We start from the raw sequence: 22925 nt of genomic DNA on the forward strand, positions 1-22925 counted from the left end.
TTTATAATTGATAAATTCGCAATTGTATAAAAAAGCAATATATTTGCAATTAAATTCAGGCACACTAATGAACAGCAAAAATAGTACCATCACTTTAGAAACCTATTTTCAGGATTTTAGAAAGAATATTATAGGAATTAACCAGGAGTTTTCTTCTCCGTTTGGTAAAAAGCAGATTATTTATACCGATTGGACTGCCAGCGGAAGGTTATATCGACCTATTGAAGAGAAAATTCTTAACGAATTTGGGCCTTTTGTAGCCAATACACATACGGAAACTACTGTGTCAGGTACTGCCATGACAAAAGCTTATCATCATGCCAGATCGATCATCAAGCGTCATACCAATGCGAGCAATGATGATGTTTTGATCACAGATGGAACCGGAATGACGGGTGTTGTCAATAAATTTCAGCGAATTCTGGGTTTAAAAATTCCGGAGAACCTGAAAGATTGCACTGTTGTTCCAGCTGAAAAGCGCCCTGTTGTTTTTATTTCTCATATGGAACACCATTCCAATCAGACCTCCTGGCTGGAAACCATTGCAGATGTTGAAATTATTCCATCTTGTGAAAAAGGACTTTTTTGTCTGGATAATTTAGAGCAACTGCTGGAGAAATACAGTGAAAGAACTATTAAAATTGCTTCTATTACCTCCTGTTCGAATGTTACAGGTTTAAAAACACCGTTTCACGAAGCTGCAAAATTGATGCACAAGCACAATGGTGTTTGTTTTGTTGATTTTGCCTGTTCAGGACCTTATGTAGAAATCGATATGCATCCCGAAGACCCGGAAGCATATCTGGATGCAATTTTCTTTTCTCCACACAAATTTTTAGGAGGTCCCGGAACTTCAGGGGTTTTAATTTTTAATAAAAAACTATACAACAATATGATTCCCGATTGTCCAGGAGGAGGTACAGTAAGCTGGACCAATCCATGGGGCGAACATAAATATATCGACAACATTGAGGATCGTGAAGATGGTGGCACTCCGGGTTTTCTTCAGGTAATTAAAACGGCGCTGGCAATTGAGCTGAAAGAAGAAATGGGAATCGAGAATATTCTGCAACGTGAACATGAGATTGTAGAGTATGTTTTTAATGAATTGGATACTGTTTCCAACATTAAAATTCTGGCAGGCCAACATAAGAACCGTTTAGGGGTTGTTTCGTTTTTTATTGAAAATCTTCATTTCAATTTAGGAGTGAAATTATTGAATGACAGATTTGGAATTCAAACCAGAGGAGGATGCAGTTGTGCGGGAACGTATGGGCATTTTCTATTGCACGTAGATCAGGAAACATCCAATAAGCTAGTGAGTGAAATTACGATTGGAGATTTAATTAAAAAACCGGGATGGATCAGAATGTCAATTCATCCGACTACTACCGATAAAGAAATTGCTTTTGTTTGTGAAAGCATTAAAGATTTAGCGAAAAATCATGAGGAGTGGGCTTTGGACTATTCCTATAATAAAGATACAAATGAATTTGTTCACAAGAACGCCGGTTCGTTTGAAGACGATTTAGTGGCCGGATGGTTCAAATCATAAAAATACATAAATCAGACAGGTTTTAAGAACCTGTCTGGTTTGCCTGAAATTTTTTTAGAGATAAGAGTGCCTGTTCCTGAATTTTGCCTTGAAAAAATCCTGTCCAGCCCATTAAATATCCGGTAAAACCGAAAGCCTGTTTCGACCATTTCCAAACATCGAAACTGTCTGTATGTTTAATAATCAGACCATCCTGAAAAGTAAATTCAGCGGAAATCCGATTGATTACCGTTCTGTTGGTTTTGCTAAAATTATAAGTTGCAATCCATTTTGCACTGCCCGAAGAATCATCGGTTTTAATATCTGAAAATTCGATTTTAATGTTGCCTTTACTTTTCGAAATCAACATTTCCCACATTTTAGAAACCTGCTCTTCTTTTAGTAAACCAAAGGCAGGATCGATAAAATGAATTTTTGGATGGTAACATTCGCTCATTGTTTTAGCATCGGCATTGGCAAAAGCAGTATAGAATTTTGTAATTAAAACTTCATTTGAATTCATGAAAGTGGTATTTAGATTATAAATATAAGAAATTATTATACTAATATAAACCTGTTGAGTTTAATTAGTAAAAAAATGTTCTCATAATTTCAGGCCTAAAAAGAGTGTAAAAAAAAGGAAAGTATTTCTTTGTATGGAAGAATATGTGCTTTTAGGTGAAATGAAATGTCTTTTTTATGGATGTAGAAGTGATATTTCCCTGTGTTAAAACAGTTAGCATGAAAACTTATAAAATGCTGATTGCGGCTGCAGTGTCAAAAGTTTTTTTAGATTTATCGAATGCTGTCGAAAAGTACGCCATTCTGTTTAAAGCGGTAAAGTAACCGGTCTGATCACCAAAAGCGGCCGTATTGTTCCCTTTAATGATAAATCGGATGGCTTTAATATCTGTTTTTTTTAGTTTTACCATTTCAGCAGGGGTGAAATAGTAATAAGCGGTAGTTTTTCCGTCAAGAGTTTCTTTGATGTTTTTGTCCACACAAGCAATTACATCTCCGTTAACAAGGTCAACGTATACGCCTCCTGAGATTTGAGTTTTATCATTAGAAATTCCTATTGATAGTTTTAAGACCCCTCCTTTATCTGTTTTTGCAATCTGAACTTCTGTTTCGCCCGTAAACACATATCTTTCACAGATAAAAGTATAACTGGTTGTTGCCGGAAATGGTTTAGAGCCTTTTACACTTATGGTTTGCTGTGCATTTACGAAACTGGAGATTAACAATACGATTAAAAGAGGCAGTTTTAAATTCATAGGTTTTTACTTTATTGTTCTGTTATTTTGGAGTCAAATTTTTCGTCCCAATCCATTGATTTTATAGCTGAGATCAGATTATCTTCGTTTACAAAAATGCGCAATTCTTTATTGGCTACTTTTTTGGTGTACAGGGCATGATAGCGATAAATAACCTCTTGCCTGGTTCTGTAAACACCGTCCAGTTTTAAATCGATGAAACTTCCATAGTATTGTCTGAACCTTTGACAGGTTTTGGTCAGACGTTCTTCGGTTGTATTCTCCATTACCGATTTAGTGACTTCAGTCTCTTTAAAAGGTTTGAATTTTGAAGAATTGCAGGTTTCCAGTACTCTTTTTCCTAATTCATACGTTTTTTTCTGCTGATTGGAATTTATTTCGGCAGCATTGACTTTTTTGATCTTTAAATCTTCAGTATCTCTGTGGATGGTTTTCGATTTACATCCCATCAACAACAACAAACATATAATCAATCCTGCTTTCTTCATAACTATTTAAGTAATTTTTAATAATAAGTTGGGATCAGGGCAATTTTCAATGTAAAAGTTCAAATCGTTGGTATTACATACTCCCGGATAATCGCCGGAATAGTTTTCGATGTTTCGAATAATCTGAAAGTGTACGTGTGGAGGATAGTCCCCGTTAACAGACGAACTTCCCAAGGTTCCAATCTTTTGACCTTTACTAAAAAATGTCCCAACACTGAGGTTTTCTATACTTTCTAACGATAAATGTCCGTATAAAGTATAAAATTTCTCATTTTCTACCCGATGCTCTAAAATAATGGTCGGACCATAATCGCCGAGACCTATATTGTTTTTAAAGCTGTGTACTTTTCCATCGAGCGGTGCCAAAACTGTTGTGTCTGCTTTTGTCCATAAGTCTAATCCTATATGAATGTTGCGTTCCGGAATAGAATTATTTTTAAAAATGGTACTGCGTTGATAAAGAGTTCTTCCTTCAATATAACCGCCAAAGGCTACTTCGGCATCATTTTTTTCTAAGTAGTCTGAAATAAAATCCTCAAATTCCTGGGTACAGGTAGGTTTAAAATCAGCAAGTTCCTGATTGGTTACGGATAAATCTAAAGGGATGTATTTTGAAATATCAATGGTGGAATCTATTATTTTGGTGGGAGGTAGGGCTTTTAAAATAGAGGCAAGAGGTTTCATAAATTTAAACTACTTTTTCGATAATTATTAATTCATTGTGAGCTTCAACTCGTGGGAGCATTTTTGAAGCAAACAGTTCGGGGTCAATTTCAGAAATGTATTTTCGGTTTCGAACATTATGCGCCTCATCTAAAATCATGGTATTAAATAAAACAAATCCCTGATTTTGCAACAATAAACAGATACGTTCGCTAAAAAAACGTTCGAATAAAAAATTTGGCATTTTGATATCTTCAAAAATATCAATAATAATTAAATTATATTTATTTTTTGTTTTTAAAACATACTCAAATGCGTCATCAATTACCACTTCCAGTTGTTTGATTTCATTCAGGTTGAAATACTCGTTGGCTATTTTAATCATTTCGGGATCAATTTCTACTCCGGTAATTTTACCTTTATACTGAATTTCGTCCACCAAAGTTTTAACTACGCTTCCACCGGCAACTCCCAATAATAAAATATGATCCATTTTAAGAATGGTATCGTATCCAATATTTCGAAGACCATATCTTAAGATGCGCTGCAGGCTTCCGTAAGAGTAATTTGTATTTTCAGAATCAAGAACCAGTTCGCCGTTGGCCCAGGTAACTTCGATGATTTTGCTTCTTTGTGATTTTTTTTTGAATATTTTTATGGGAACAATATAACTGAACAATTTTTGGATCATTTTAAATGCTTTTACTCAAAAATACCACTTTAAATCTTTTATTTTGCAGTAAAAAAGTAATTAATGAAAAAGCGATTGTACAAATTCATTTTTTTTAAGCTAATGGGCTGGAAAATAGTAGGAATCGAAAATGCTGAAGTAAAAAAATGTGTGATGATGGTAATGCCGCATACAAGCAATCATGATTTTTACTTAGGAATTTTTACCCGTGGAATTTCTGGCTTGGAGATGAATTGGGTGGGAAAGAAAGAATTATTCCGCTTTCCGTTTGGATATTATTTCAGAAATGTGGGAGGAGAACCAATAGATCGTACCGGCGGATTGAATAAAGTGGAATCGATTGCTGCAATTTTTGACCGTAAAGAGGTTTTTCGCCTGGCTGTAGCTCCCGAAGGAACTCGTAAAGGTGTTAAAGAATTAAAAAGTGGTTTCTATTATATTGCTCTTAAGGCAAATGTGCCCATTATTCCTGTCGCTTTTGACTGGGGGAAAAAAGAGGTTAATTTAGGAAAGCCATTTCTTCCAACGGGGGATTATGATTGTGATTTGAGTGTATTGAAAAAACACTATGAAGGAGTTTTGGGTAAAATTCCTGAAAACGGATTTTGGAGCTGATTTTTTTGCTATAAATTCTATCACCTGAGAATCGCTTAACTGAAAATAATTTTAAAGTTTTTCAAATACTCAAAAATTTCAAACTAAGGAACGTAAGTCTTGAAAGTTCCGTTTTTATAAAATACCACTATCTTTTCAATTTCATTTTCTGCAGCATTTAAATTTTGGTTTTTAATTTCTGCAGAGGATGCATTTTTCGTTTTTATATTTTCTGATAAAGAATTTCCTGAAGCAGCATTTTCGTCTAATGGAATAGAGGAAAGAGATTTTGTAAATTCAGGCACTGATTCATTTTTCTTTAGATCGGAACTGTCTTCTGTTTTTGGAAAATTCCCCGTACCATTTAAAATCCAGTATAAATCAATTTCAGGAAAAACCTCCAAAATCTTGAGTACAAAATCTAAGCTGGGTTTGTTTCTGCCAGAAAGCAGGTGAGACATACTGGAACGCTGAACTCCAATTCGATCTGCGAAAGAGGAAGCATTTAAGGCGTAATAGTCTAGTATAATTTCAAGCCGTTTTACAAAATCGTCGATGTTTACCATTGTAAATTACTGTTTGGAAATTTGCTGTTTACAAATGTAATCAAAAGCAGTGCACAAAACAATTTAAGAGTCAAAAATCTTTAATTAAGCCTTCAAATAGCATATTTATTGCTTTAAGTGATTGCTGTTAATTAATTGAAAAATAAAAAGTTGATTTTGTGGAATTAAAGTTACAACTAATGTTTATTGGTGAAGTGAGAGGGGGTTAGGGAATAGAGAGAAAACTGTTTACAATTCTAAATTAATTTGTTTACAAATCATTTACAATTGTAAAAATAAAGATGTTTACTTTTGTAAACTAATCAAAACACGATGAATTTAGAAGAATTATTTCACCAGCATAAAGAACAAACCATAGAAGGACGTTATCTGACTTTAGATCATATTCAGCCTTTATTAGAGCAATTAAATACAAACAATCAAGTAAAGATTATTGGTAAATCGGTTTTAGGAGAACCCGTTTATAGTTATCAAATTGGGAGCGGTCCAACACGTATTTATCTTTGGTCTCAAATGCATGGAAATGAAAGTACGACTACAAAAGCGCTATTTGATTTTATCAATGTGTTAAACAGCGGTTCTGAGTTTGCGCAGAAGATGTTAAAAAACTTTACTTTTTACAGTATTCCAATGCTGAATCCTGACGGAGCAAGGCTGTATACACGTGAGAACGCTAATAAAGTGGATTTAAATCGTGATTCGCAAAATCTAACGCAGCCAGAAAGCAATATTTTAAGATCGGTATTTGAGGCTTTTAAACCGCATTTCTGTTTTAATCTGCATGATCAGCGTACTATTTTTGGGGCTGGTGAAACCGGAAAACCGGCAACGCTTTCGTTTTTGGCTCCTTCTTATAATGAAGAGAGAGAAGTTAATGAGAATCGTTTAAAGGCTATTAATGTTATTGCCGGAATCAATGATGTTTTACAGCAATATATTCCCGGGCAGGTCGGACGTTTTGATGACTCATTTAATATCAATTGTATAGGGGATACATTTCAGCATTTGGGAGTCCCAACGATCTTGTTTGAGGCAGGTCATTTTCCTGATGATTACGAGCGCGAAATCACGCGAAAGTTTTTATTCTTTTCACTTGTTTCGAGTTTTCAATTGATTAGCGAAAACGATTTAGTTGATAATAGAATTAATGATTATTTGAATATTTCACAAAATAAAGTGGTTTTTTATGATTTTATGTGGAAAAATATCAAAATAAATTATGATGGTATCGAAATTATTACGAATTTTGTCGCACAATACAAAGAGGAATTGATTGAAAATAAGATTCATTTCAATGCTTACATAGTTGAAGTAGGCGATTTGGAAAATTATTTTGGACATTATGAATACGATGCAAAAGGTGCTGGTTACTCTGATGACTTTGGTAGTTTTCCGAAATTGAATCAAAAAGCAGATTTTTGTTTAGATAAAAATGTTAAATTTGTTAACGGGTTGATAAAAAGTTAGATTTTTTGTGAATTTGTTGTTTTTTATACATATTTTTATACTTTGTAATAGCAATTAGTAATATTAATTAAAGAATTATGAGTAAATTTCGTTTAGATGAAGTAGATCACCAGATTTTAGATATGTTAATAGACAATACGAGAGTTCCGTTTACTGACATTGCTAAAAAACTATTGATATCTGCTGGTACAGTGCATGTTAGAGTAAAAAAGATGGAGGACGCAGGGATAATAATGGGATCTTCATTAGCCTTAGACTATGATAAGTTGGGGTATTCATTTATTGCTTATGTGGGTGTGTTCCTTAATAATACGTCTCAAACTAAATTTGTATTAGAGCGAATCAATCAAATTCCATTCGTAACAGTAGCTTCTGTAACGACAGGAAAATTCAATATTTTTTGCAAAATTAGAGCAAAAGATACTAAACATGCGAAAGAAGTTATCTTTATGATTGATGATATTGACGGTGTTTACAGAACAGAAACTATGATTTCATTAGAAGAAAGTATAAACGATAAGAAGCGTTTGATGCATACTATTTTTAAAAATATGTAATATTTTCTTGAATGCTATATCTAAATATAACCTCAAGTTTATTCTTGGGGTTTTTTTATGACCAATTAACCAACCAACTACCCATAAATTATGTACACGTTACCAAAAATCGAACGTTTCAATCAGGACGTTCTTTCAAAATACCATATTTACAATAGTGTATTTATAACATTACCTTTTGATTCAATTGATAATACAGGAGTTTTACTTCCTTTGTTTACAGATACTTGTGAGACAGGATTCAAAAAGCAGGAAACTCCTAAAGAAATTGTTAATTTCTTCTCTAATAAATTCCTGAATGATGCTTCAGAAAAAGACAAAATCGATTTAATGTTTCGATTTATTCAGTATATCGAACGTCAGATTGTATTGTTTGATGCCATTGAAGATGCTGCTTTTCCGGAAGTTAATAATATGGAAGGGCGTGGTTCGTTGCGTGACATTAAAGAAAAATCAGATGCAAAGGAGAAGAATGAGGAGTTGATTGAGTTTTTAGAAAACTTTAATGTCAGAACTGTTTTAACAGCGCATCCAACGCAGTTTTACCCAGGGCCTGTTTTAGGGATTATAAATGATTTGAAAGATGCTATTCGTTCAAATGATTTATTAAAAATCAAACAATTGTTGGCGCAGCTTGGAAAAACACCTTTTATTCAGAACGAAAAGCCAAATCCTTATGATGAAGCGGTGAGTTTGATCTGGTATTTAGAAAATGTGTTCTACGCTACTTCAGGAGAAATTGTTCACTATTTGCAAAAAAATATCCTTCAGGGGAGTTCTATTCAGAATCAATTGATAAAATTGGGTTTCTGGCCGGGAGGTGATCGCGACGGAAATCCTTTCGTTACGACCGATATTACTTTAAAAGTAGCAGAGCGTTTGCGTACCTCAATTCTGAAGTGTTATTATATAGAAATGAGGAATTTAAAAAGAAAGTTAACTTTCTCAGGAGTAGACACTTTGGTTTCCGAACTTGAACATAAACTTTACCGTTCTGTTTTTTATTCTAAAGGCGAGATTTATATCACTCTGGAAGAATTATTATCGCAATTAAACAAAATCAGAACCATAATTATAGAGAAGCATCAATCCCTTTATTTAGATGAACTGGAAGCTTTTCTAGTAAAAATTAATCTATTTGGTTTTCACTTTGCTACGTTGGATATCCGTCAGAACAGTAAAATTCACAATGCTGTATTTAAAGATGTGGTGGATTTTTATCTGAATTCGGGTTCAGAGATATTTCCGAAAAATTACTTTGATTTGTCTGAAGAGGAGAAATTAGGGGTTTTATCGAAAGTAAAAGGGGACTTGAATCCTGCTGACTTTGAAAATGAAATTACAAGATCAACATTAGAATCTGTTCAGGCCATTAAAACCATACAGCAGGCAAATGGTGAATCTGGAGCCAATCGTTACATTATCAGTAATAACGAAAGCGCTTTGAATGTTATGGAAACTTTTGCGATGATTCGTCTGAACAATTGGGAGAATCCGACGGTAGATATTATTCCGCTTTTTGAATCCGTTGATGATTTACAAAATGCGCATCAGATTATGGAGCAATTGTATAGTAATTCAGAATATTCAAAACATCTTGAAGCGAGAGAAAACAAACAAACCATTATGTTAGGTTTCTCTGACGGAACTAAAGATGGGGGGTATTTAATGGCGAACTGGAGTATTTATCAGGCTAAAATTTCATTGACAGAAATTTCAAGAAAATACGGTATACAAGCAATATTTTTTGATGGTCGCGGAGGGCCTCCTGCTCGTGGTGGTGGAAAAACGCATAAATTTTATGCTTCTTTAGGGCCAAAAATCGAGAATAACGAAATTCAAATTACGATTCAGGGACAAACGATTAGTTCCAATTTTGGAACTTTAGATTCCTGTCGTTATAATATTGAGAACTTATTAAGTGCCGGAGTGACCAATCAGGTTTTTAGTAAAGAAAAGAATGAGCTGAGTGTTGAAGAAACTGAAATTTTGACACAATTGGCTGATTTAGGATATGAAAAATACCTGAGTTTCAAGAATCACCCAAAGTTTATTCCGTATCTGGAGAAAATGAGTACGCTAAAATATTACTCAAAAACCAATATCGGAAGCCGACCGTCTAAAAGAAGTAAATCCGAATCACTTGATTTTGCTGATTTGAGAGCGATTCCTTTTGTGGGATCCTGGAGTCAGTTAAAGCAAAATGTACCGGGATTTTTTGGGGTTGGTTCAGCTTTGAAATATTTTGAAGAAAGTGGACAGTGGGACAAAGTTCAAAATTTGTATCACGATTCCTTGTTTTTCAAAACATTGTTAGAGAATAGTATGATGTCATTGGCGAAATCATTTTTACCTTTGACGGCTTATATGAAAAATGACCCTGAATTTGGTGAATTCTGGCAAATTATCTACAATGAATTTTCAGAAACCAAACGTCTTTTGTTGAAAATTGCAGGGCATAAAACGCTTATGGAAAATTACCCTGATGGTATAGCATCAATTCAAATAAGAGAACGTATTGTATTGCCATTGTTGACAATACAGCAATATGCTTTGTTAAGAATTAACGAATTAAATAAGGAGAGTGTGGTAGATGAAGACTTGGTTAAAGTGTATGAAAAAATAGTAACAAGGTCACTTTTCGGAAATACAAATGCGAGTAGAAACTCAGCTTAAAAATTATAAAAAATGAACACAGCTTTATTAACAGAAAATGAATATTCTGGCGGATTTGCCAATTACATCAAAGAAGCCGGAGACGTAAATTTATTTGAAGAATTAGAAATTTCATTGCATGAGTTTATCAGATTTGTGCAAAATATCCCGATGGATAAATTTGATTATCGTTACGCAGAAGGAAAATGGACGATTAAGGATATTATTCAGCACATTATGGATTGTGAGAGAATTTTTGCTTACCGTGCTTTGCGATTCTCGCGAAATGATAAAACGGCTTTACCAAGTTTTGAAGAGAATGACTATGCGATTAGTACAGATTCAAATAGCAGAAGCATTCAGAGTTTATTAACGGAACTCTCCGCTTTAAGACATTCCAATTTGTTGTTTTTTAAGAGTTTGTCAGAAGAGCAGCTTAAGAGAATCGGAACAGCTTCTAATCTTCAGATTTCTGTACGTGCTCTGGGATTTGTAATGATTGGACATCAAAAACACCATCAGAAAGTTTTTGAAGAACGATATTTGTAAAATTCTTTCTTATATAAAAAATCCTGTAGCGTTTAACTTTACAGGATTTTTTACTTTTTCAGTTAAGCTATTTTTTTCTCTTCGTACGGGAGGGCTCGGGAGATAAATTTTTGTCGCCACGACCCAAGCGATAGCGAACAGGCGAAGCAATTCACGAATTTTTGTTTTTATGTCATCTCGGCGAAGTAAGAAATCACATGCGCTGAGTCCAAACTGAATTTCTACACTATTTGTCATTTCGACCGAAGGGAGAAATCACACAAGAAACTCCGCTCCTAGAATCTCAATCTTTGTCGAATATCGTGTGTGATTTCTCATTCCTCGAAATGACAAAAAAAGCAAGTCTTACTTGTTTCGTTCCACAATTGCAAGTCCTAAACGAATTTTGTCATAACTCATTTTCTCCTCAAAATAATCAAAGTAGGGTTTTAGAGCAGAAGGGTATTCCAGTTCGATTTGAGCTTTGTGCAATTGTTTGACTTCTTCATTTGTTACAAACGAACTTAAATCAATTTCTTCACCGTCAAGATATAGTTTGGCTAAGTGAGATATAATTGTGGTATAGCCTAAATTTCTTTTTCCTGCAATTTCTGTGACCGTTTCGCCATTTCTAAAAAGTTCTAAAGTAGTCTTATAAGTGTTGCTTTCTTTTTTAACTTTTGTGTTTGTCTTTTTGGCTTTCTGAAATTGAATGATAGCCTTTATAAATTCAGAACCATATCTTTCGAGTTTTGCATTTCCGACACCATCGATAGCAAGGAATTCTTCATCACTCATTGGTCGTAAGGTTTCCATTTGTCTCAAAGCAGCATCACTGAAAATTACGTAAGCCGGAACTTCTTCTTCCTGAGCAATTTCGTAGCGTAGTTTTCGTAGCGTTTCGAAAAGAGAATTTTTGGCCGTTTTTGTATTGGCTTCTTTTACTTCATTTTTATCAATTACCTTTTTAACGACTGTATTTAGTTTTACTTTTTCTCCTTCAAACAAAACTTTTTTCGCAAAAGACGTTAGTAAAATTTTATTGTGCTGATGAAAGGCAATTTCGAGATATCCTAAGTTGATCAACTGAATTAAGTATTGATTCCAATCGTACCAGGAGATGTCGGATCCAATTCCGTACGTTTTTAGACTTTGATAGTTTTTTTCGTAGATATACGCATTTCTCGAGCCTCTTAAAAAATCAACAATTACAGCTAACGGCTCAGATTCTTTTAAACGGGCGATTGCAGACAGCGCTTTTTGCGCTAAAATAGTTCCATCAAAAAAGGTGGGCGGATTTTTGCAGATGTCACAGTTACCGCAATTTTCTTTTACCAGTTCACCGAAATACGAAAGAAGAATTTTTCGACGACAGCTTAAAGCATCCGCGTATTGTTTCATTCTTTCTAATTTTGCCAATTGCACATCGGAGTTTAATCCTTCGGAGGCAAATTTTTGTAATTGTATTACATCGGCGTAACTTTCGAACATTACGGTTTCAGCAGGTAACCCATCCCGGCCCGCACGACCGATTTCCTGATAATAACCTTCAATATTTTTGGGTAAATTGTAATGTATAACCCATCGAACATTGGATTTATCGATTCCCATTCCAAAGGCAATCGTGGCACAAACCACCTGGCAATCGTCATTTATAAAATCATCCTGAGTTTTAGCTCGGATTTTATTGTCAAGCCCGGCATGATAAGCCTTTGCAGTAATTCCATTCTTCTTTAGTTTATCCGCCAGTTCTTCGGTTGTTTTTCTGCTTAAGCAATAAACAATTCCGGATTCATTGGGTTTCTTTTCAATAAAATCAACAATTTGTTTGACGCGGTCTAAAGCCGGGCGCACTTCGAGGCTTAGATTTTTTCGGTCGAACGAGGCTACGAACGTTTTTGGATTTCTAAGTTTTAACTGTTTGATTATATCAGTTCGGGTTGCTTTATCGGCTGTAGCGGTTAAAGCGAGAACCGGAGTAGAAGGGAAGCGGCTCTTTAAATATCCTAAATTAGTATAAGCCGGACGAAAGTCGTGTCCCCAGGAAGAAATACAATGCGCTTCATCAATTGCAATTAGACTGATTGTCAATTCGTTGAAAGCTAAGTCCAAATAAGACAAGCTCTCGGGCGCAATGTAAACAAGCTTGAAAGTGTTTGATTTTAAATTGTCTATGTAAAATTGTTGTTCCTGACTGGATTGACTGCTGTTGATGTAACAGGCATTAATACCATTTGTTTTTAGACTGTCGACCTGATCTTTCATCAAAGCAATTAGTGGAGAAATCACAATTGTGATTCCGGGTAAAACTAAAGCGGGCAGCTGAAAACAGATTGACTTTCCTCCGCCGGTTGGCATAATAGCTAAAGTGTCCTGACCGGAAAGTATCGTAGTAATGATTGTTTCCTGATTGGGTCTGAATTTTTCAAATCCGAAATTTTCCTTTAGTTTGGCATGTAGAATTTCTGAAGTCATGGCGTTGATTGATTAGGAAGAAAAGTAAAAAGCAAATATATAGTATTTTTCTTATTTTTTTAAACAGAGGATTTATGAAGTCATAAAAAAAAGGAACTCCAATAGAGTTCCTTTAAATTATCTTGAAAAAGATTGCTTAATCTTCGTCTTCATCATCTTCGTCGTCAGCAATATCTTCTTTGTCTTCGTCGTCATCGTCGTCATCTCCATTGTCAACATCTGGTTTGTCCTGATTGTCATCATCGTCGTCGTCGTCAATATCGTCATCAAGATCAAGACCTTTTACAGGTTCGATTGTATCTACGTCTACGTCGATATCATCGTCTTCATCATAATTTTCGATTCTGTCAGCAAGCTTAGTACTAATTTTTACCAAATAAATAGTGTCTTCAGTACGAACTTCAACAGCTTCAACTAATTCGTTTTTAGCATTTCTAAAACGGATTACATCCGAATCATCATAACCATCAGGAAATTTTTCTACCAAAAGGTTTAAAATTTCGTTGGTAAGTTTAGCGTAGTCTACTATAACTCTTTTCATATATATCTTATAGATCTAATAAATAAGCAAAAATTAATGGAGCCACAATTGTAGCATCCGACTCTATAATAAATTTAGGGGTTTTGATGTCTAGTTTCCCCCATGTAATTTTCTCGTTCGGAACTGCTCCCGAGTACGAACCATAACTGGTTGTTGAATCTGAGATTTGGCAGAAATAACTCCAGAAAGGAACATCGTGCATTTCCATATCCTGATACAACATTGGTACTACGCAAATAGGGAAATCTCCTGCAATACCACCACCAATTTGGAAGAATCCAATTCCGTTAGCGCTGTTTTTTGGATACCAATCTGCAAGGAAAGTCATGTATTCAATTCCTGATTTCATGGTAGAGGCTTTTAAATCGCCTTTGATTACATAGGAAGCAAAGATATTTCCCATTGTACTGTCTTCCCATCCCGGAACTATGATAGGTAAATTTTTCTCAGCAGCGGCATACATCCAGCTGTCTTTTAAGTCAATTTCGTAATATTCTTCTAAAACGCCTGATAAAAGCATTTTATACATGAATTCATGTGGAAAATAACGTTCTCCTTTATCATCAGCCTCTTTCCAGATTTTGTAGATGTGTTTTTGCAAACGACGGAATGCTTCATGCTCAGGAATACAAGTATCAGTAACACGGTTTAATCCTCTTTCCAATAAAGCCCATTCGTCTTCCGGTGTTAAATCACGATAGTTTGGCACTCTTTCATAGTGAGAGTGTGCTACTAAATTCATGATGTCTTCTTCTAGATTGGCTCCAGTACAAGAAATAATTTGTACTTTATCTTGTCTAATAATTTCGGCAAAAATTTTACCAATTTCTGCTGTACTCATAGCGCCAGCCATACTTACCATCATTTTAGCTCCATTAGCCAATTGTTGTTCGTATGCTTTTGCAGCATCTACTAAAGCGGCAGAGTTGAAGTGTAAATAATGTTTTTCAATAAACTGACTGATTGGTCCTTTCATTTGTTCTTGTTTTTTTATTTTTTTTTTGAATTAAAAGTTTAACCTTTTAGTTGATACTGCAAATTAATAATTTTATATTTATTAACATTTATTTAGCAGTATTTTTTTTTAAACCTTTTTTGTATATCCTAAAATCTTTAACACATCGTCAGAAGTTTGTTGTTCAGAGAAAACTTCTGTAGCTAAAATGCCATTTTCATCGCGATCTATTAATATATGTTTAGGCTGCGGAATCAGACAGTGGTGTAAACCGCCATATCCTCCAATAGTTTCCTGATACGCACCAGTATTAAAGAAACCAATGTATAGTGGCTTTTCTTTGTTGTATTTAGGTAAATAAATAGCGTTCATATTTTGCTCTGAGTTGTAATAATCGTCACTATCACAAGTCAGGCCACCTAATAAAACCCGCTCGTAAGTATCATTCCAGCGGTTTACCGCCAACATGATAAAACGTTTGTTTATTGCCCAAGTATCCGGCAAAGTGGTAATGAATGACGAATCAATCATGTTCCATTTCTCTCTGTCATTTTGCTGTTTTTGATACAAAATCTGATAGATCGCGCCACCGCTTTCACCTACCGTAAATGATCCAAATTCTGTAAAGATGTTGGGTACATCTACTTCGGCTTCGTCACATGCAATTTTAATCTGATTGATAATTTCATCAATCATATATTGATAATCGTATTCGAATGCAAGAGAGTTTTTAATCGGGAAACCACCTCCAATGTTTAATCCGTCTAGGGTAGGGCATTCCTTTTTAAGGGCAATGTATACTTTGATACATTTTACCAACTCATTCCAATAATAGGAAGTATCGTTTATTCCGGTATTGATGAAAAAGTGAAGCATTTTTAACTCCAGTTTGTCATTCTCCTGAATTTGTTTTTTATAGAACGAAACGATGTTTTTGTATCCAATTCCTAATCTTGAAGTATAGAACTCAAATTTAGGCTCTTCTTCGGCAGCAATACGAATTCCAATTTTGAATTTTCCTTTGATTTCAGCCTGAAGTAAATCTAACTCTTCGTAGTTGTCAATAATCGGAATTGTGTTTTTATGCCCGTTATTGATCAATCTCGCAATATTACTAATGTATTCGTCTCTTTTAAATCCATTACAGATTACATAAGTACTTTTGTTGATTTTACCATTTTCTAATAAATTCTCAACAATATTTACGTCAAAAGCCGAAGAGGTTTCAATATGAATGTTATTCTTGAAAGCTTCATTCATAATGTATTCAAAATGAGAGCTTTTTGTGCAATAACAGTAGTAGTACTTGGCATCGTACTTATTTTTCTCCATTGATTTTCTGAACCAGGCTTTTGCCTTATTAATGTTCTCTGAAATCTGAGGTAGATAAGTAAACTTTAAAGGAGTTCCGTATTGCTCTACCAATTTCATCAAATCGATGTTGTGAAATTGTAGATTGTCTTTGTTTAATTTGAATTCTTCCTGAGGGAAATAGTAAGTTTGATTGATAAGGTCAGAATATTTTGTATTCATTTATTTTTTAATATTTAGGATGTGATATTTAATTTAGATGACGAAAATTCAATCTAAAATTCAAACCCTAATATTAGCAAATATAATTTCCAGCTTTTCGTGTTCTGCTTTCGAGCACAAAAAGACATCAAAACAAAATGGACTTTTACTATTATAAAAACGGTTCAACATTCTTAGTAAAGAACTGTTGAGGCGGTTTCTGTAAGAGTTAAAATGTCTTTGTTTACTGTTCGTTTTCATCGTGGCAAATGTAAAAAATAATATATACCTAAAGCAAAGCTTTTTTATTAAAAAAAGTTTAAGATTTATAATCCTGAAACGCGTCTAGAATCAATTTATTTTCAACCGATTGGTTAATTTTTATTTTTCCGATTCCTTCGATTAAGGCAAATTGAATTAATCCGTACTCATTTTTTTTGTCGTGAATCAGCAATTCGAGGATCGGATCGATGTCGTTTTCTTCGATTTTTACGTCTTCGTAAATACTCTTAATTGCGGTTTTAATTTCGGCATATTCTGCTGCTGAAATTAAGTTTTTGTGCAGTGAAATATAACTTTCCAATATCATTCCAATCGCAATGGCTTCACCGTGTAATAGTGTTGTTTTTGTTTCACTTTCTAAAAAGTAACCTTCTATGGCATGTCCTAAGGTGTGTCCAAAATTAAGGGCTTTACGAATGTTCTTTTCGGTTGGATCCTGAATAACAATGTCATTTTTTATCTCTACAGAACGGTAAATCAATTCGTCAAAATCAGCGTAATCAATTGAATTTAAATCTAAAAACTGCTTCCAGTAGGCGGAATCGTAAATCAACCCGTGTTTTAGCATTTCGGCAAGACCGGAACGCATTTCGTTTTGCGGTAGCGTTTCAAGATATTGTGTGTCAATTAATACCATTTGAGGTACGTTAATTACACCAATTTGGTTTTTTAAATTTCCTAAATCTACTCCGGTTTTTCCTCCAACAGAAGCATCAACCATAGATAATAAGGTAGTAGGGATATTGATAAAATCTACTCCGCGCTTAAAAGTCGAAGCAACAAAGCCTCCTAAATCAGTTACAACACCACCACCAAGATTAATAACAAGTGATTTTCTGTCGGCACCAAGTTCTGTCAAGACTTTCCATACTTCAATACAGGTTTCAATATTTTTATTGATTTCTCCTGCTTCAAATTCAATGATCTCAATGGTTAGATCAGTTTCCAATAAAGGTAAAAACTTCGGTAAACAATGCTCATTGGTTTGATTATCAACTATAATAAACACGTTTGAATATTTACTTTCTTTTAAGTGATGGTTTAAAGCTTCGTATGCATTTTGGTTAAAATGCACCAGATAATTATTAGCCTGAATAGATTGCATATCTCTGTCGTTGAATTGAAACCGCAAAATAAGGCATTTTTAACTAAATAATATTCAAAGTTTTGTTCTAATTTGTATTAAAACGAATCATTCTATATAAGGTTTCAAGGTGTTTGTCTGTAATTTTCTTTCAAAAAGATTGTTATGTGGCAAACTCTTGTGTTGCAAGCTGTAAAAATATAACAATGTTGTTAATGATATTGAAAAATTGGGTAGTGATTATTGACAAATATTCAAAACTCTATCTATATTTGCATAAAAAACTGACCTTAATGGAAAAAATATTTGATAACACTCAGGTTGCATTTTCGCTAAAAAGTGATACGGAACTTGACAGAGCTTATTTTCTTTTTAAAATGATCGACAGCCAGCCTTTGGTGAGGATAGGAACCGCTGTTACTAATTTTGCTATTAAAGCGCATCTTCCGGTAGAGGGATTGATTCGTGCAACCGTTTTTGACCATTTTTGTGGTGGTGTAAACGAAGACGATTGTATTACAGTGGTAGACAAAATGTTTACTAAAGGTGTTTCATCAGTGTTGGATTATTCAGTTGAAGGAAAAGAAGAAGAAGAGCAGTTTGATGCTGCTTTAGAAATGACACTAAAAACCATTGAATTTGCAAAAGAACGTCTAGCGATTCCGTTTGCAGTATTTAAGCCAACCGGTTTTGGACGTTTCGAATTATATGAAAAATTAGGCGAGAAACAAACGCTTTCTCCAGCAGAACAAGCAGAGTGGGATAGAGTAGTAGCCCGTTTTGATCATGTTTGTGCTGAAGCTCACAGAAAAGATGTGGCTTTGCTAATTGACGGAGAAGAAAGCTGGATGCAGGATGCGGCCGATGATTTGGTTACCGACATGATGCGTAAATACAATAAAGAAAAAGCGATTGTTTTCAATACTTTGCAAATGTACCGTTGGGATCGTTTGGATTATTTGAAAAAACTGCATGAAGTGGCTAAGAACGAAGGTTTCTTTATAGGAATGAAGATCGTTCGTGGTGCTTATATGGAGAAAGAAAACAAACGTGCGGAAGAGAAAAATTACGTTTCCCCAATTTGTGTTTCTAAAGAAGCTACAGATATTAATTATGATGCTGCTATACGTTATATGGCAGAGCATTTGGAAAGCATGTCCATTTTTGCGGGAACTCACAATGAATTGAGTTCTTATAAACTGATGGAAATCATGCAGGAAAAGGGAATTTCGAAAAACGATACTAAAATCTGGTTTGGACAATTGTACGGAATGAGTGATAATATCAGTTACAATTTAGCAGAGAACGGCTATAATGTTGCGAAATATTTACCATTCGGACCAGTCAAAGATGTTATGCCTTACCTGATTCGTCGTGCAGAAGAGAATACTTCAGTTGCAGGTCAAACCAGCCGCGAATTGTCTATGATTAAAGCGGAACGTAAAAGAAGAAAAGGAAAATAAATTAAAGTAAAATTCCAATACAATAAAAAATCCCAAATCCCAATCGTAACAATTGGAATTTGGGGTTTTTTATTGATTTTGTCTTATTTGTCTATTAAATCCGACGGTTTTTAAATCCGGTCAGATTTAGGTATTGAATTAAAATGAAACCTGGCATTGTAAAACGACCATTCCTAATCGGTCACTTTGTTTGTAAGCACCTGTAGGGTTTTTGTCGTAAACCGCTCTGTTTTGATAGTTTAAACTGAATTTTGGTCCCAAAGTACCGGTAGTGTAATAATTTACACCTAACTCATACATAGTCATTGGACTGTCTAATGCTTCCAAGTCTGCAATTTGTGTAGCAGCATACGGCTGGAAACGACCTTTTTTGGATTCGTTATCTGATTTTCCAAAAAGATATCCTAACTGAGCGTAATAAATATTTCCGGTTCCTACACCGATAAATCCGGCACCTGAACCGTTTATCAGAGAATTATCGCCTATAGCGGGATTGGGTGTATTAACAGACTGGATGTAATTTTTTCCGTAATTATTATTGTTAAAAGCCGCGTAAGCAGTTATAGCAGCACCTTTACTGTTAATTGGACTGTCGTAAAAAACATCAAAACCCAGTATTCTCATATCGTCGTATGCGATAGCCGCATCAGGAGTTAAGCGCCACATGGCTTTGGCTTGAGTCATATAGCCTAGTGCGATATTAAAGATTTTCTTTGTTCCTAAATACGTTCCTTTGTGGTAGGCATCTTCAAGAGATTCTTTATCGAAGAAAGAATAAGTTAAGATTCCTGCATATTGTGCTTTTGGTGTTTGTGTGCTTACCGAAGAATTAATGCCCAGATTGTCAGTTGTACTTCGGTATGGATTGGTAATAGCGGCACGATAATTAAATTTGCCCAGATCACCTTTAGCGTAAATACTTAGATTTCGGTTTCCGAATGTCGATGAAATATTAGTAAACTGCTGGTACATGGGCGTATCCAGAGTAAGATGCGAGGAAGAACTATTCGCTGAATAACGAGTTGTTCCGGCTCCCCAGGCTGTCAATCCACCGCCAATATGAAGTTTTTTACTAAAATGATATTCTCCTAAAGCATCCATAACTGAAAGCGGTGCATTTGAAGGTCCATTGTTTTGTGTGAAATTAATATTGTTCTGTCCCAGTTGAAGATGAAAGAAAATATTCTCCGTCAGCATTCCCATTGCCTGCAAACGCAAACGTCTGATGACGATATCGTAAGTATCACTAACTTCATTTGTGCCAATTTTACTTCCTTTGTTCAATTCGGAATATCTTCCCCAAACCTGAAGGTTCATTCCAAATTTGATGTATTGTGATCCGTCTTTGGAAATATTAACCACATTAAAAGGTTTTTCCTGTGCAAGAACATTGATCGTATTTGCAACAATAAATAATAAAATTAAAGCGATTCTTAAATGTGGCATTTCTTTGGTTTAAGGTTAGTTAATACTGCTTACATTCTAATTAGGAGTTGCTGAATTGAAGGTTGCTTAAGTTTTTATAAGTTCCATTCTCCAGATTGATCAATTCCTGATGTGTACCTTCTTCGGTAATTTTTCCATGATCTAAAACCAAAATTTTATCGGCGTTTCTAATAGTCGAAAGTCGGTGTGCGATGATGATGCTTGTTCTTCCTTCCATTAAAACTTCCAATGCTTCCTGAACCAGTTTTTCACTCTCACTATCTAAAGATGATGTTGCTTCATCTAATATTAAAATACTAGGGTTTTTAAGTAATGCTCTTGCGATTGCAATGCGCTGACGCTGTCCGCCTGATAATTTTACGCCACGTTCTCCTACCAGGGTTTCGAATTTCTCAGGGAAACCTTCCACAAAATTAAAAGCATTGGCTTGTTTTGCCGCGGCGATAATTTCTTCATTGGTAGCATCCGGCTTTCCGTAAGCAATGTTTTCTCTAATGGTTCCACCAAACAGAATAACATCCTGCGGAACGATACTCATATTTCCGCGAAGCTCTTCTAAATCGTAGTCATAGATGCTTTTTCCATCAACAGTAATGTCACCAGATGTTCTGTCGTAAAAGCGTAAAAGGAGCGAAGAGATAGTTGATTTTCCTGCACCGCTAGGGCCTACAATCGCAATTTTCTGACCAAATTCGGCAGTGAAATTCACCTCTTTTAATACCTCAACTTCTTTTCTGGAAGGATAACTGAAAGCAACATTTTTGAAGGAAAGATTTCCTTTGATTTTTTCAATTGGGGTAGTTCTGGTTTTGGCATTGATATCCTCCGGAGTTTCTTCTAGTAATTCAAAAACACGTTCCGTTGCGCCAACTGCTTTTTGAATCTGCGCATACATTTCGGCAATTCCGCCAAAAGAAGCACCAATAAATGTGGTGTAAAGTACAAAAGAAATCAAATCTCCTACGCCTTCCACTTCACCTTTAATGGTTAAGGTGATTCCGTACCAAACCACAGCAACGACACAGCCAAAAAGACAAAGAATGATAAAAGAAGCGAAGTAACCTCTGTATTGACCGCCTTTTATAGCGATTTTTACAATTTCTTTGATTTTATTTTTATAACGCTGAATTTCGTACCATTCGTTCGCAAAAGCTTTTACATTGCTTATTCCTTGCAGTGTTTCTTCTACAATTACCTGGCTTTCGGCTACTTTATCCTGTGTTTTCTTTCCGTACTTGCGAATGAATCTTCCAAAAACAACTGCCGCTACAGCGACCACAGGTACAATAGCCAACATCATTAGAGTTAACTTTGGACTGATGTTACCTAGAATAACAAATCCACCAATAATTAGGATCAACTGACGTAAAAATTCAGCGATGGTCGTAGTAAAAGTATCCTGTAGTTGTGAAATATCAGCACTGATTCGGCTGTTTAGTTCTCCAACACGTTTTTGAGAATAAAATGACATGGGTAGTTTTACTAAGTTTTCATACAAAGCAAAACGAATGTTTGAAAGTGAATTTTCAGTGAAATTTACAAAAAGCGAAATTCTGAAAAAAGAGAAAATAGCTTGCAGCGTAAGGATCACCATAAGTCCAACTGCAATTTCGTTAGCTCTGTTGAGATTTTTATTGGTAACGCAATCCACGAGCATACCCATTAATTTCGGAAAGGCCAGGGCAGTGGCGCTGGTTAATAAGAGAAAAATCAATCCCAAAAAGAATTTCCATTTGTGATTTTTACCGTATTTAAAAATTCGTAGTGCTTTTTGAAGTGAATTAGAGTCTAATTTAGCTTTAGGTAAATCGTTTTCTTGATATCTAGGCATTTGAGTATACTATTAAGGTATGCAAATGTATGATTATAGCCAGTGAATACAAAAGAATATTCGAAATTAGGCTTTGAGATTTTATTTTTTAACTAAATGGTAAAAAATGATGAAAAATATTTCTGTTTTAAAAGATTGATAAATAGATTACTAAAAATTATTTCGCAAAATGATGTAATTTTTCTTCAAAATAAGCTTGTAAATACAAAATCTAGTCGTAAATTTGCACTCGCAATCACAAAGGATAGCGACCTAATAAAATAGGGCGATTAGCTCAGCTGGTTCAGAGCACCTCGTTTACACCGAGGGGGTCGGG

The 22925-nt window shown here is 34.8% G+C and carries 20 protein-coding genes; 7 read left to right on the forward strand and 13 right to left on the reverse strand.

Annotated features, from left to right (window positions below; all coding sequences use genetic code 11):
- Positions 1–67 precede the first annotated feature (67 nt).
- Positions 68–1555, forward strand: a complete 1488-nt coding sequence (locus tag JO950_RS12925; RefSeq protein WP_202703021.1) for an aminotransferase class V-fold PLP-dependent enzyme — start codon at positions 68–70, stop codon at positions 1553–1555.
- A 22-nt stretch (positions 1556–1577) separates the two neighbouring features.
- Here the strand turns inward: JO950_RS12925 and JO950_RS12930 are convergent, their stop codons facing one another.
- The 5 genes from JO950_RS12930 to JO950_RS12950 all read right to left on the reverse strand — a co-directional run bounded on the left by JO950_RS12930 (position 1578) and on the right by JO950_RS12950 (position 4653).
- The gene (locus JO950_RS12930) at positions 1578–2057 is read right to left on the reverse strand and encodes a nuclear transport factor 2 family protein (RefSeq protein WP_202703022.1); all 480 of its coding nucleotides are present in this window, start codon (positions 2055–2057) and stop codon (positions 1578–1580) included.
- A 226-nt stretch (positions 2058–2283) separates the two neighbouring features.
- Entirely contained in the window at positions 2284–2811 is a 528-nt protein-coding gene (locus JO950_RS12935) for a hypothetical protein (protein WP_202703023.1), read from the reverse strand.
- A gap of 11 nt (positions 2812–2822) precedes the next feature.
- A complete protein-coding gene (locus JO950_RS12940; RefSeq protein WP_202703024.1) occupies positions 2823–3299 on the reverse strand; it encodes a hypothetical protein in 477 nt (158 codons plus the stop codon).
- Between the two features lie 6 nt (positions 3300–3305).
- Positions 3306–3983, reverse strand: coding sequence for a peptidoglycan DD-metalloendopeptidase family protein (locus JO950_RS12945; RefSeq protein WP_202703025.1), 678 nt, complete (start codon positions 3981–3983; stop codon positions 3306–3308).
- A gap of 4 nt (positions 3984–3987) precedes the next feature.
- Positions 3988–4653: a spermidine synthase gene (locus tag JO950_RS12950; RefSeq protein ID WP_202703026.1), complete on the reverse strand. Its 666-nt coding sequence runs from the start codon at positions 4651–4653 to the stop codon at positions 3988–3990.
- Positions 4654–4716: 63 nt separating this feature from the next.
- Here JO950_RS12950 and JO950_RS12955 point away from each other — a divergent pair, with 63 nt between their 5' ends.
- Positions 4717–5268 (forward strand): 1-acyl-sn-glycerol-3-phosphate acyltransferase, encoded by a 552-nt coding sequence (locus tag JO950_RS12955; protein ID WP_202703027.1) that lies wholly within the window; start codon positions 4717–4719, stop codon positions 5266–5268.
- A gap of 83 nt (positions 5269–5351) precedes the next feature.
- Here the strand turns inward: JO950_RS12955 and JO950_RS12960 are convergent, their stop codons facing one another.
- Positions 5352–5813, reverse strand: coding sequence for a helix-turn-helix transcriptional regulator (locus JO950_RS12960; RefSeq protein WP_202703028.1), 462 nt, complete (start codon positions 5811–5813; stop codon positions 5352–5354).
- A 312-nt stretch (positions 5814–6125) separates the two neighbouring features.
- On the opposite strand from JO950_RS12960, the gene JO950_RS12965 reads away from it, so the two are divergent.
- The 4 genes from JO950_RS12965 to JO950_RS12980 all read left to right on the forward strand — a co-directional run bounded on the left by JO950_RS12965 (position 6126) and on the right by JO950_RS12980 (position 11041).
- On the forward strand, positions 6126–7280 hold the full coding sequence (locus JO950_RS12965; RefSeq protein WP_202703029.1) for a M14 metallopeptidase family protein: 1155 nt from the start codon (positions 6126–6128) through the stop codon (positions 7278–7280).
- Between the two features lie 77 nt (positions 7281–7357).
- The gene (locus JO950_RS12970; protein ID WP_008468989.1) at positions 7358–7837 is read left to right on the forward strand and encodes an Lrp/AsnC family transcriptional regulator; all 480 of its coding nucleotides are present in this window, start codon (positions 7358–7360) and stop codon (positions 7835–7837) included.
- Between the two features lie 90 nt (positions 7838–7927).
- Entirely contained in the window at positions 7928–10513 is a 2586-nt protein-coding gene (locus JO950_RS12975) for a phosphoenolpyruvate carboxylase (protein ID WP_202703030.1), read from the forward strand.
- Positions 10514–10525: 12 nt separating this feature from the next.
- Positions 10526–11041, forward strand: a complete 516-nt coding sequence (locus JO950_RS12980; RefSeq protein WP_202703031.1) for a DinB family protein — start codon at positions 10526–10528, stop codon at positions 11039–11041.
- Between the two features lie 345 nt (positions 11042–11386).
- Here the strand turns inward: JO950_RS12980 and recQ are convergent, their stop codons facing one another.
- The 5 genes from recQ to aroB all read right to left on the reverse strand — a co-directional run bounded on the left by recQ (position 11387) and on the right by aroB (position 17890).
- Positions 11387–13495, reverse strand: coding sequence for a DNA helicase RecQ (recQ, locus tag JO950_RS12985; protein WP_202703032.1), 2109 nt, complete (start codon positions 13493–13495; stop codon positions 11387–11389).
- Between the two features lie 136 nt (positions 13496–13631).
- Positions 13632–14036, reverse strand: a complete 405-nt coding sequence (locus JO950_RS12990; RefSeq protein WP_017498534.1) for a hypothetical protein — start codon at positions 14034–14036, stop codon at positions 13632–13634.
- A 7-nt stretch (positions 14037–14043) separates the two neighbouring features.
- Positions 14044–15012 (reverse strand): deoxyhypusine synthase family protein, encoded by a 969-nt coding sequence (locus JO950_RS12995; RefSeq protein WP_017498535.1) that lies wholly within the window; start codon positions 15010–15012, stop codon positions 14044–14046.
- Positions 15013–15120: 108 nt separating this feature from the next.
- Positions 15121–16524: a decarboxylase gene (locus JO950_RS13000; protein WP_017498536.1), complete on the reverse strand. Its 1404-nt coding sequence runs from the start codon at positions 16522–16524 to the stop codon at positions 15121–15123.
- A gap of 298 nt (positions 16525–16822) precedes the next feature.
- Positions 16823–17890 carry a 3-dehydroquinate synthase gene (gene aroB / locus JO950_RS13005; RefSeq protein WP_202703036.1) on the reverse strand — a complete coding sequence of 356 codons (1068 nt, stop codon included), beginning with the start codon at positions 17888–17890 and terminating at the stop codon, positions 16823–16825.
- Positions 17891–18162: 272 nt separating this feature from the next.
- Here aroB and JO950_RS13010 point away from each other — a divergent pair, with 272 nt between their 5' ends.
- Complete coding sequence (locus JO950_RS13010) at positions 18163–19332, forward strand: proline dehydrogenase family protein (protein WP_202703033.1); 1170 nt, start codon at positions 18163–18165, stop codon at positions 19330–19332.
- Positions 19333–19470: 138 nt separating this feature from the next.
- Here the strand turns inward: JO950_RS13010 and JO950_RS13015 are convergent, their stop codons facing one another.
- Both JO950_RS13015 and JO950_RS13020 read right to left on the reverse strand, forming a co-directional pair.
- Entirely contained in the window at positions 19471–20778 is a 1308-nt protein-coding gene (locus JO950_RS13015) for a porin (RefSeq protein ID WP_202703034.1), read from the reverse strand.
- Positions 20779–20818: 40 nt separating this feature from the next.
- On the reverse strand, positions 20819–22609 hold the full coding sequence (locus tag JO950_RS13020) for an ABC transporter ATP-binding protein (protein WP_202703035.1): 1791 nt from the start codon (positions 22607–22609) through the stop codon (positions 20819–20821).
- Positions 22610–22925 lie beyond the last annotated feature (316 nt).

Origin of the sequence: Flavobacterium sp. UGB4466, from assembly GCF_903469665.1 — a bacterium.
In the GTDB taxonomy this organism is placed as follows: Bacteria; Bacteroidota; Bacteroidia; order Flavobacteriales; family Flavobacteriaceae; genus Flavobacterium; species Flavobacterium lipolyticum.

What these genes read in the sequence shown, in the direction of transcription:
- JO950_RS12925 (WP_202703021.1), top strand. Translation starts at nt 68, where the DNA reads ATGAACAGCAAAAATAGTACCATCACTTTAGAAACCTATTTTCAGGAT.
- JO950_RS12930 (WP_202703022.1), bottom strand. Translation starts at nt 2,057, where the DNA reads ATGAATTCAAATGAAGTTTTAATTACAAAATTCTATACTGCTTTTGCC.
- JO950_RS12935 (WP_202703023.1), bottom strand. Translation starts at nt 2,811, where the DNA reads ATGAATTTAAAACTGCCTCTTTTAATCGTATTGTTAATCTCCAGTTTC.
- JO950_RS12940 (WP_202703024.1), bottom strand. Translation starts at nt 3,299, where the DNA reads ATGAAGAAAGCAGGATTGATTATATGTTTGTTGTTGTTGATGGGATGT.
- JO950_RS12945 (WP_202703025.1), bottom strand. Translation starts at nt 3,983, where the DNA reads ATGAAACCTCTTGCCTCTATTTTAAAAGCCCTACCTCCCACCAAAATA.
- JO950_RS12950 (WP_202703026.1), bottom strand. Translation starts at nt 4,653, where the DNA reads ATGATCCAAAAATTGTTCAGTTATATTGTTCCCATAAAAATATTCAAA.
- JO950_RS12955 (WP_202703027.1), top strand. Translation starts at nt 4,717, where the DNA reads ATGAAAAAGCGATTGTACAAATTCATTTTTTTTAAGCTAATGGGCTGG.
- JO950_RS12960 (WP_202703028.1), bottom strand. Translation starts at nt 5,813, where the DNA reads ATGGTAAACATCGACGATTTTGTAAAACGGCTTGAAATTATACTAGAC.
- JO950_RS12965 (WP_202703029.1), top strand. Translation starts at nt 6,126, where the DNA reads ATGAATTTAGAAGAATTATTTCACCAGCATAAAGAACAAACCATAGAA.
- JO950_RS12970 (WP_008468989.1), top strand. Translation starts at nt 7,358, where the DNA reads ATGAGTAAATTTCGTTTAGATGAAGTAGATCACCAGATTTTAGATATG.
- JO950_RS12975 (WP_202703030.1), top strand. Translation starts at nt 7,928, where the DNA reads ATGTACACGTTACCAAAAATCGAACGTTTCAATCAGGACGTTCTTTCA.
- JO950_RS12980 (WP_202703031.1), top strand. Translation starts at nt 10,526, where the DNA reads ATGAACACAGCTTTATTAACAGAAAATGAATATTCTGGCGGATTTGCC.
- recQ (WP_202703032.1), bottom strand. Translation starts at nt 13,495, where the DNA reads ATGACTTCAGAAATTCTACATGCCAAACTAAAGGAAAATTTCGGATTT.
- JO950_RS12990 (WP_017498534.1), bottom strand. Translation starts at nt 14,036, where the DNA reads ATGAAAAGAGTTATAGTAGACTACGCTAAACTTACCAACGAAATTTTA.
- JO950_RS12995 (WP_017498535.1), bottom strand. Translation starts at nt 15,012, where the DNA reads ATGAAAGGACCAATCAGTCAGTTTATTGAAAAACATTATTTACACTTC.
- JO950_RS13000 (WP_017498536.1), bottom strand. Translation starts at nt 16,524, where the DNA reads ATGAATACAAAATATTCTGACCTTATCAATCAAACTTACTATTTCCCT.
- aroB (WP_202703036.1), bottom strand. Translation starts at nt 17,890, where the DNA reads ATGCAATCTATTCAGGCTAATAATTATCTGGTGCATTTTAACCAAAAT.
- JO950_RS13010 (WP_202703033.1), top strand. Translation starts at nt 18,163, where the DNA reads ATGGAAAAAATATTTGATAACACTCAGGTTGCATTTTCGCTAAAAAGT.
- JO950_RS13015 (WP_202703034.1), bottom strand. Translation starts at nt 20,778, where the DNA reads ATGCCACATTTAAGAATCGCTTTAATTTTATTATTTATTGTTGCAAAT.
- JO950_RS13020 (WP_202703035.1), bottom strand. Translation starts at nt 22,609, where the DNA reads ATGCCTAGATATCAAGAAAACGATTTACCTAAAGCTAAATTAGACTCT.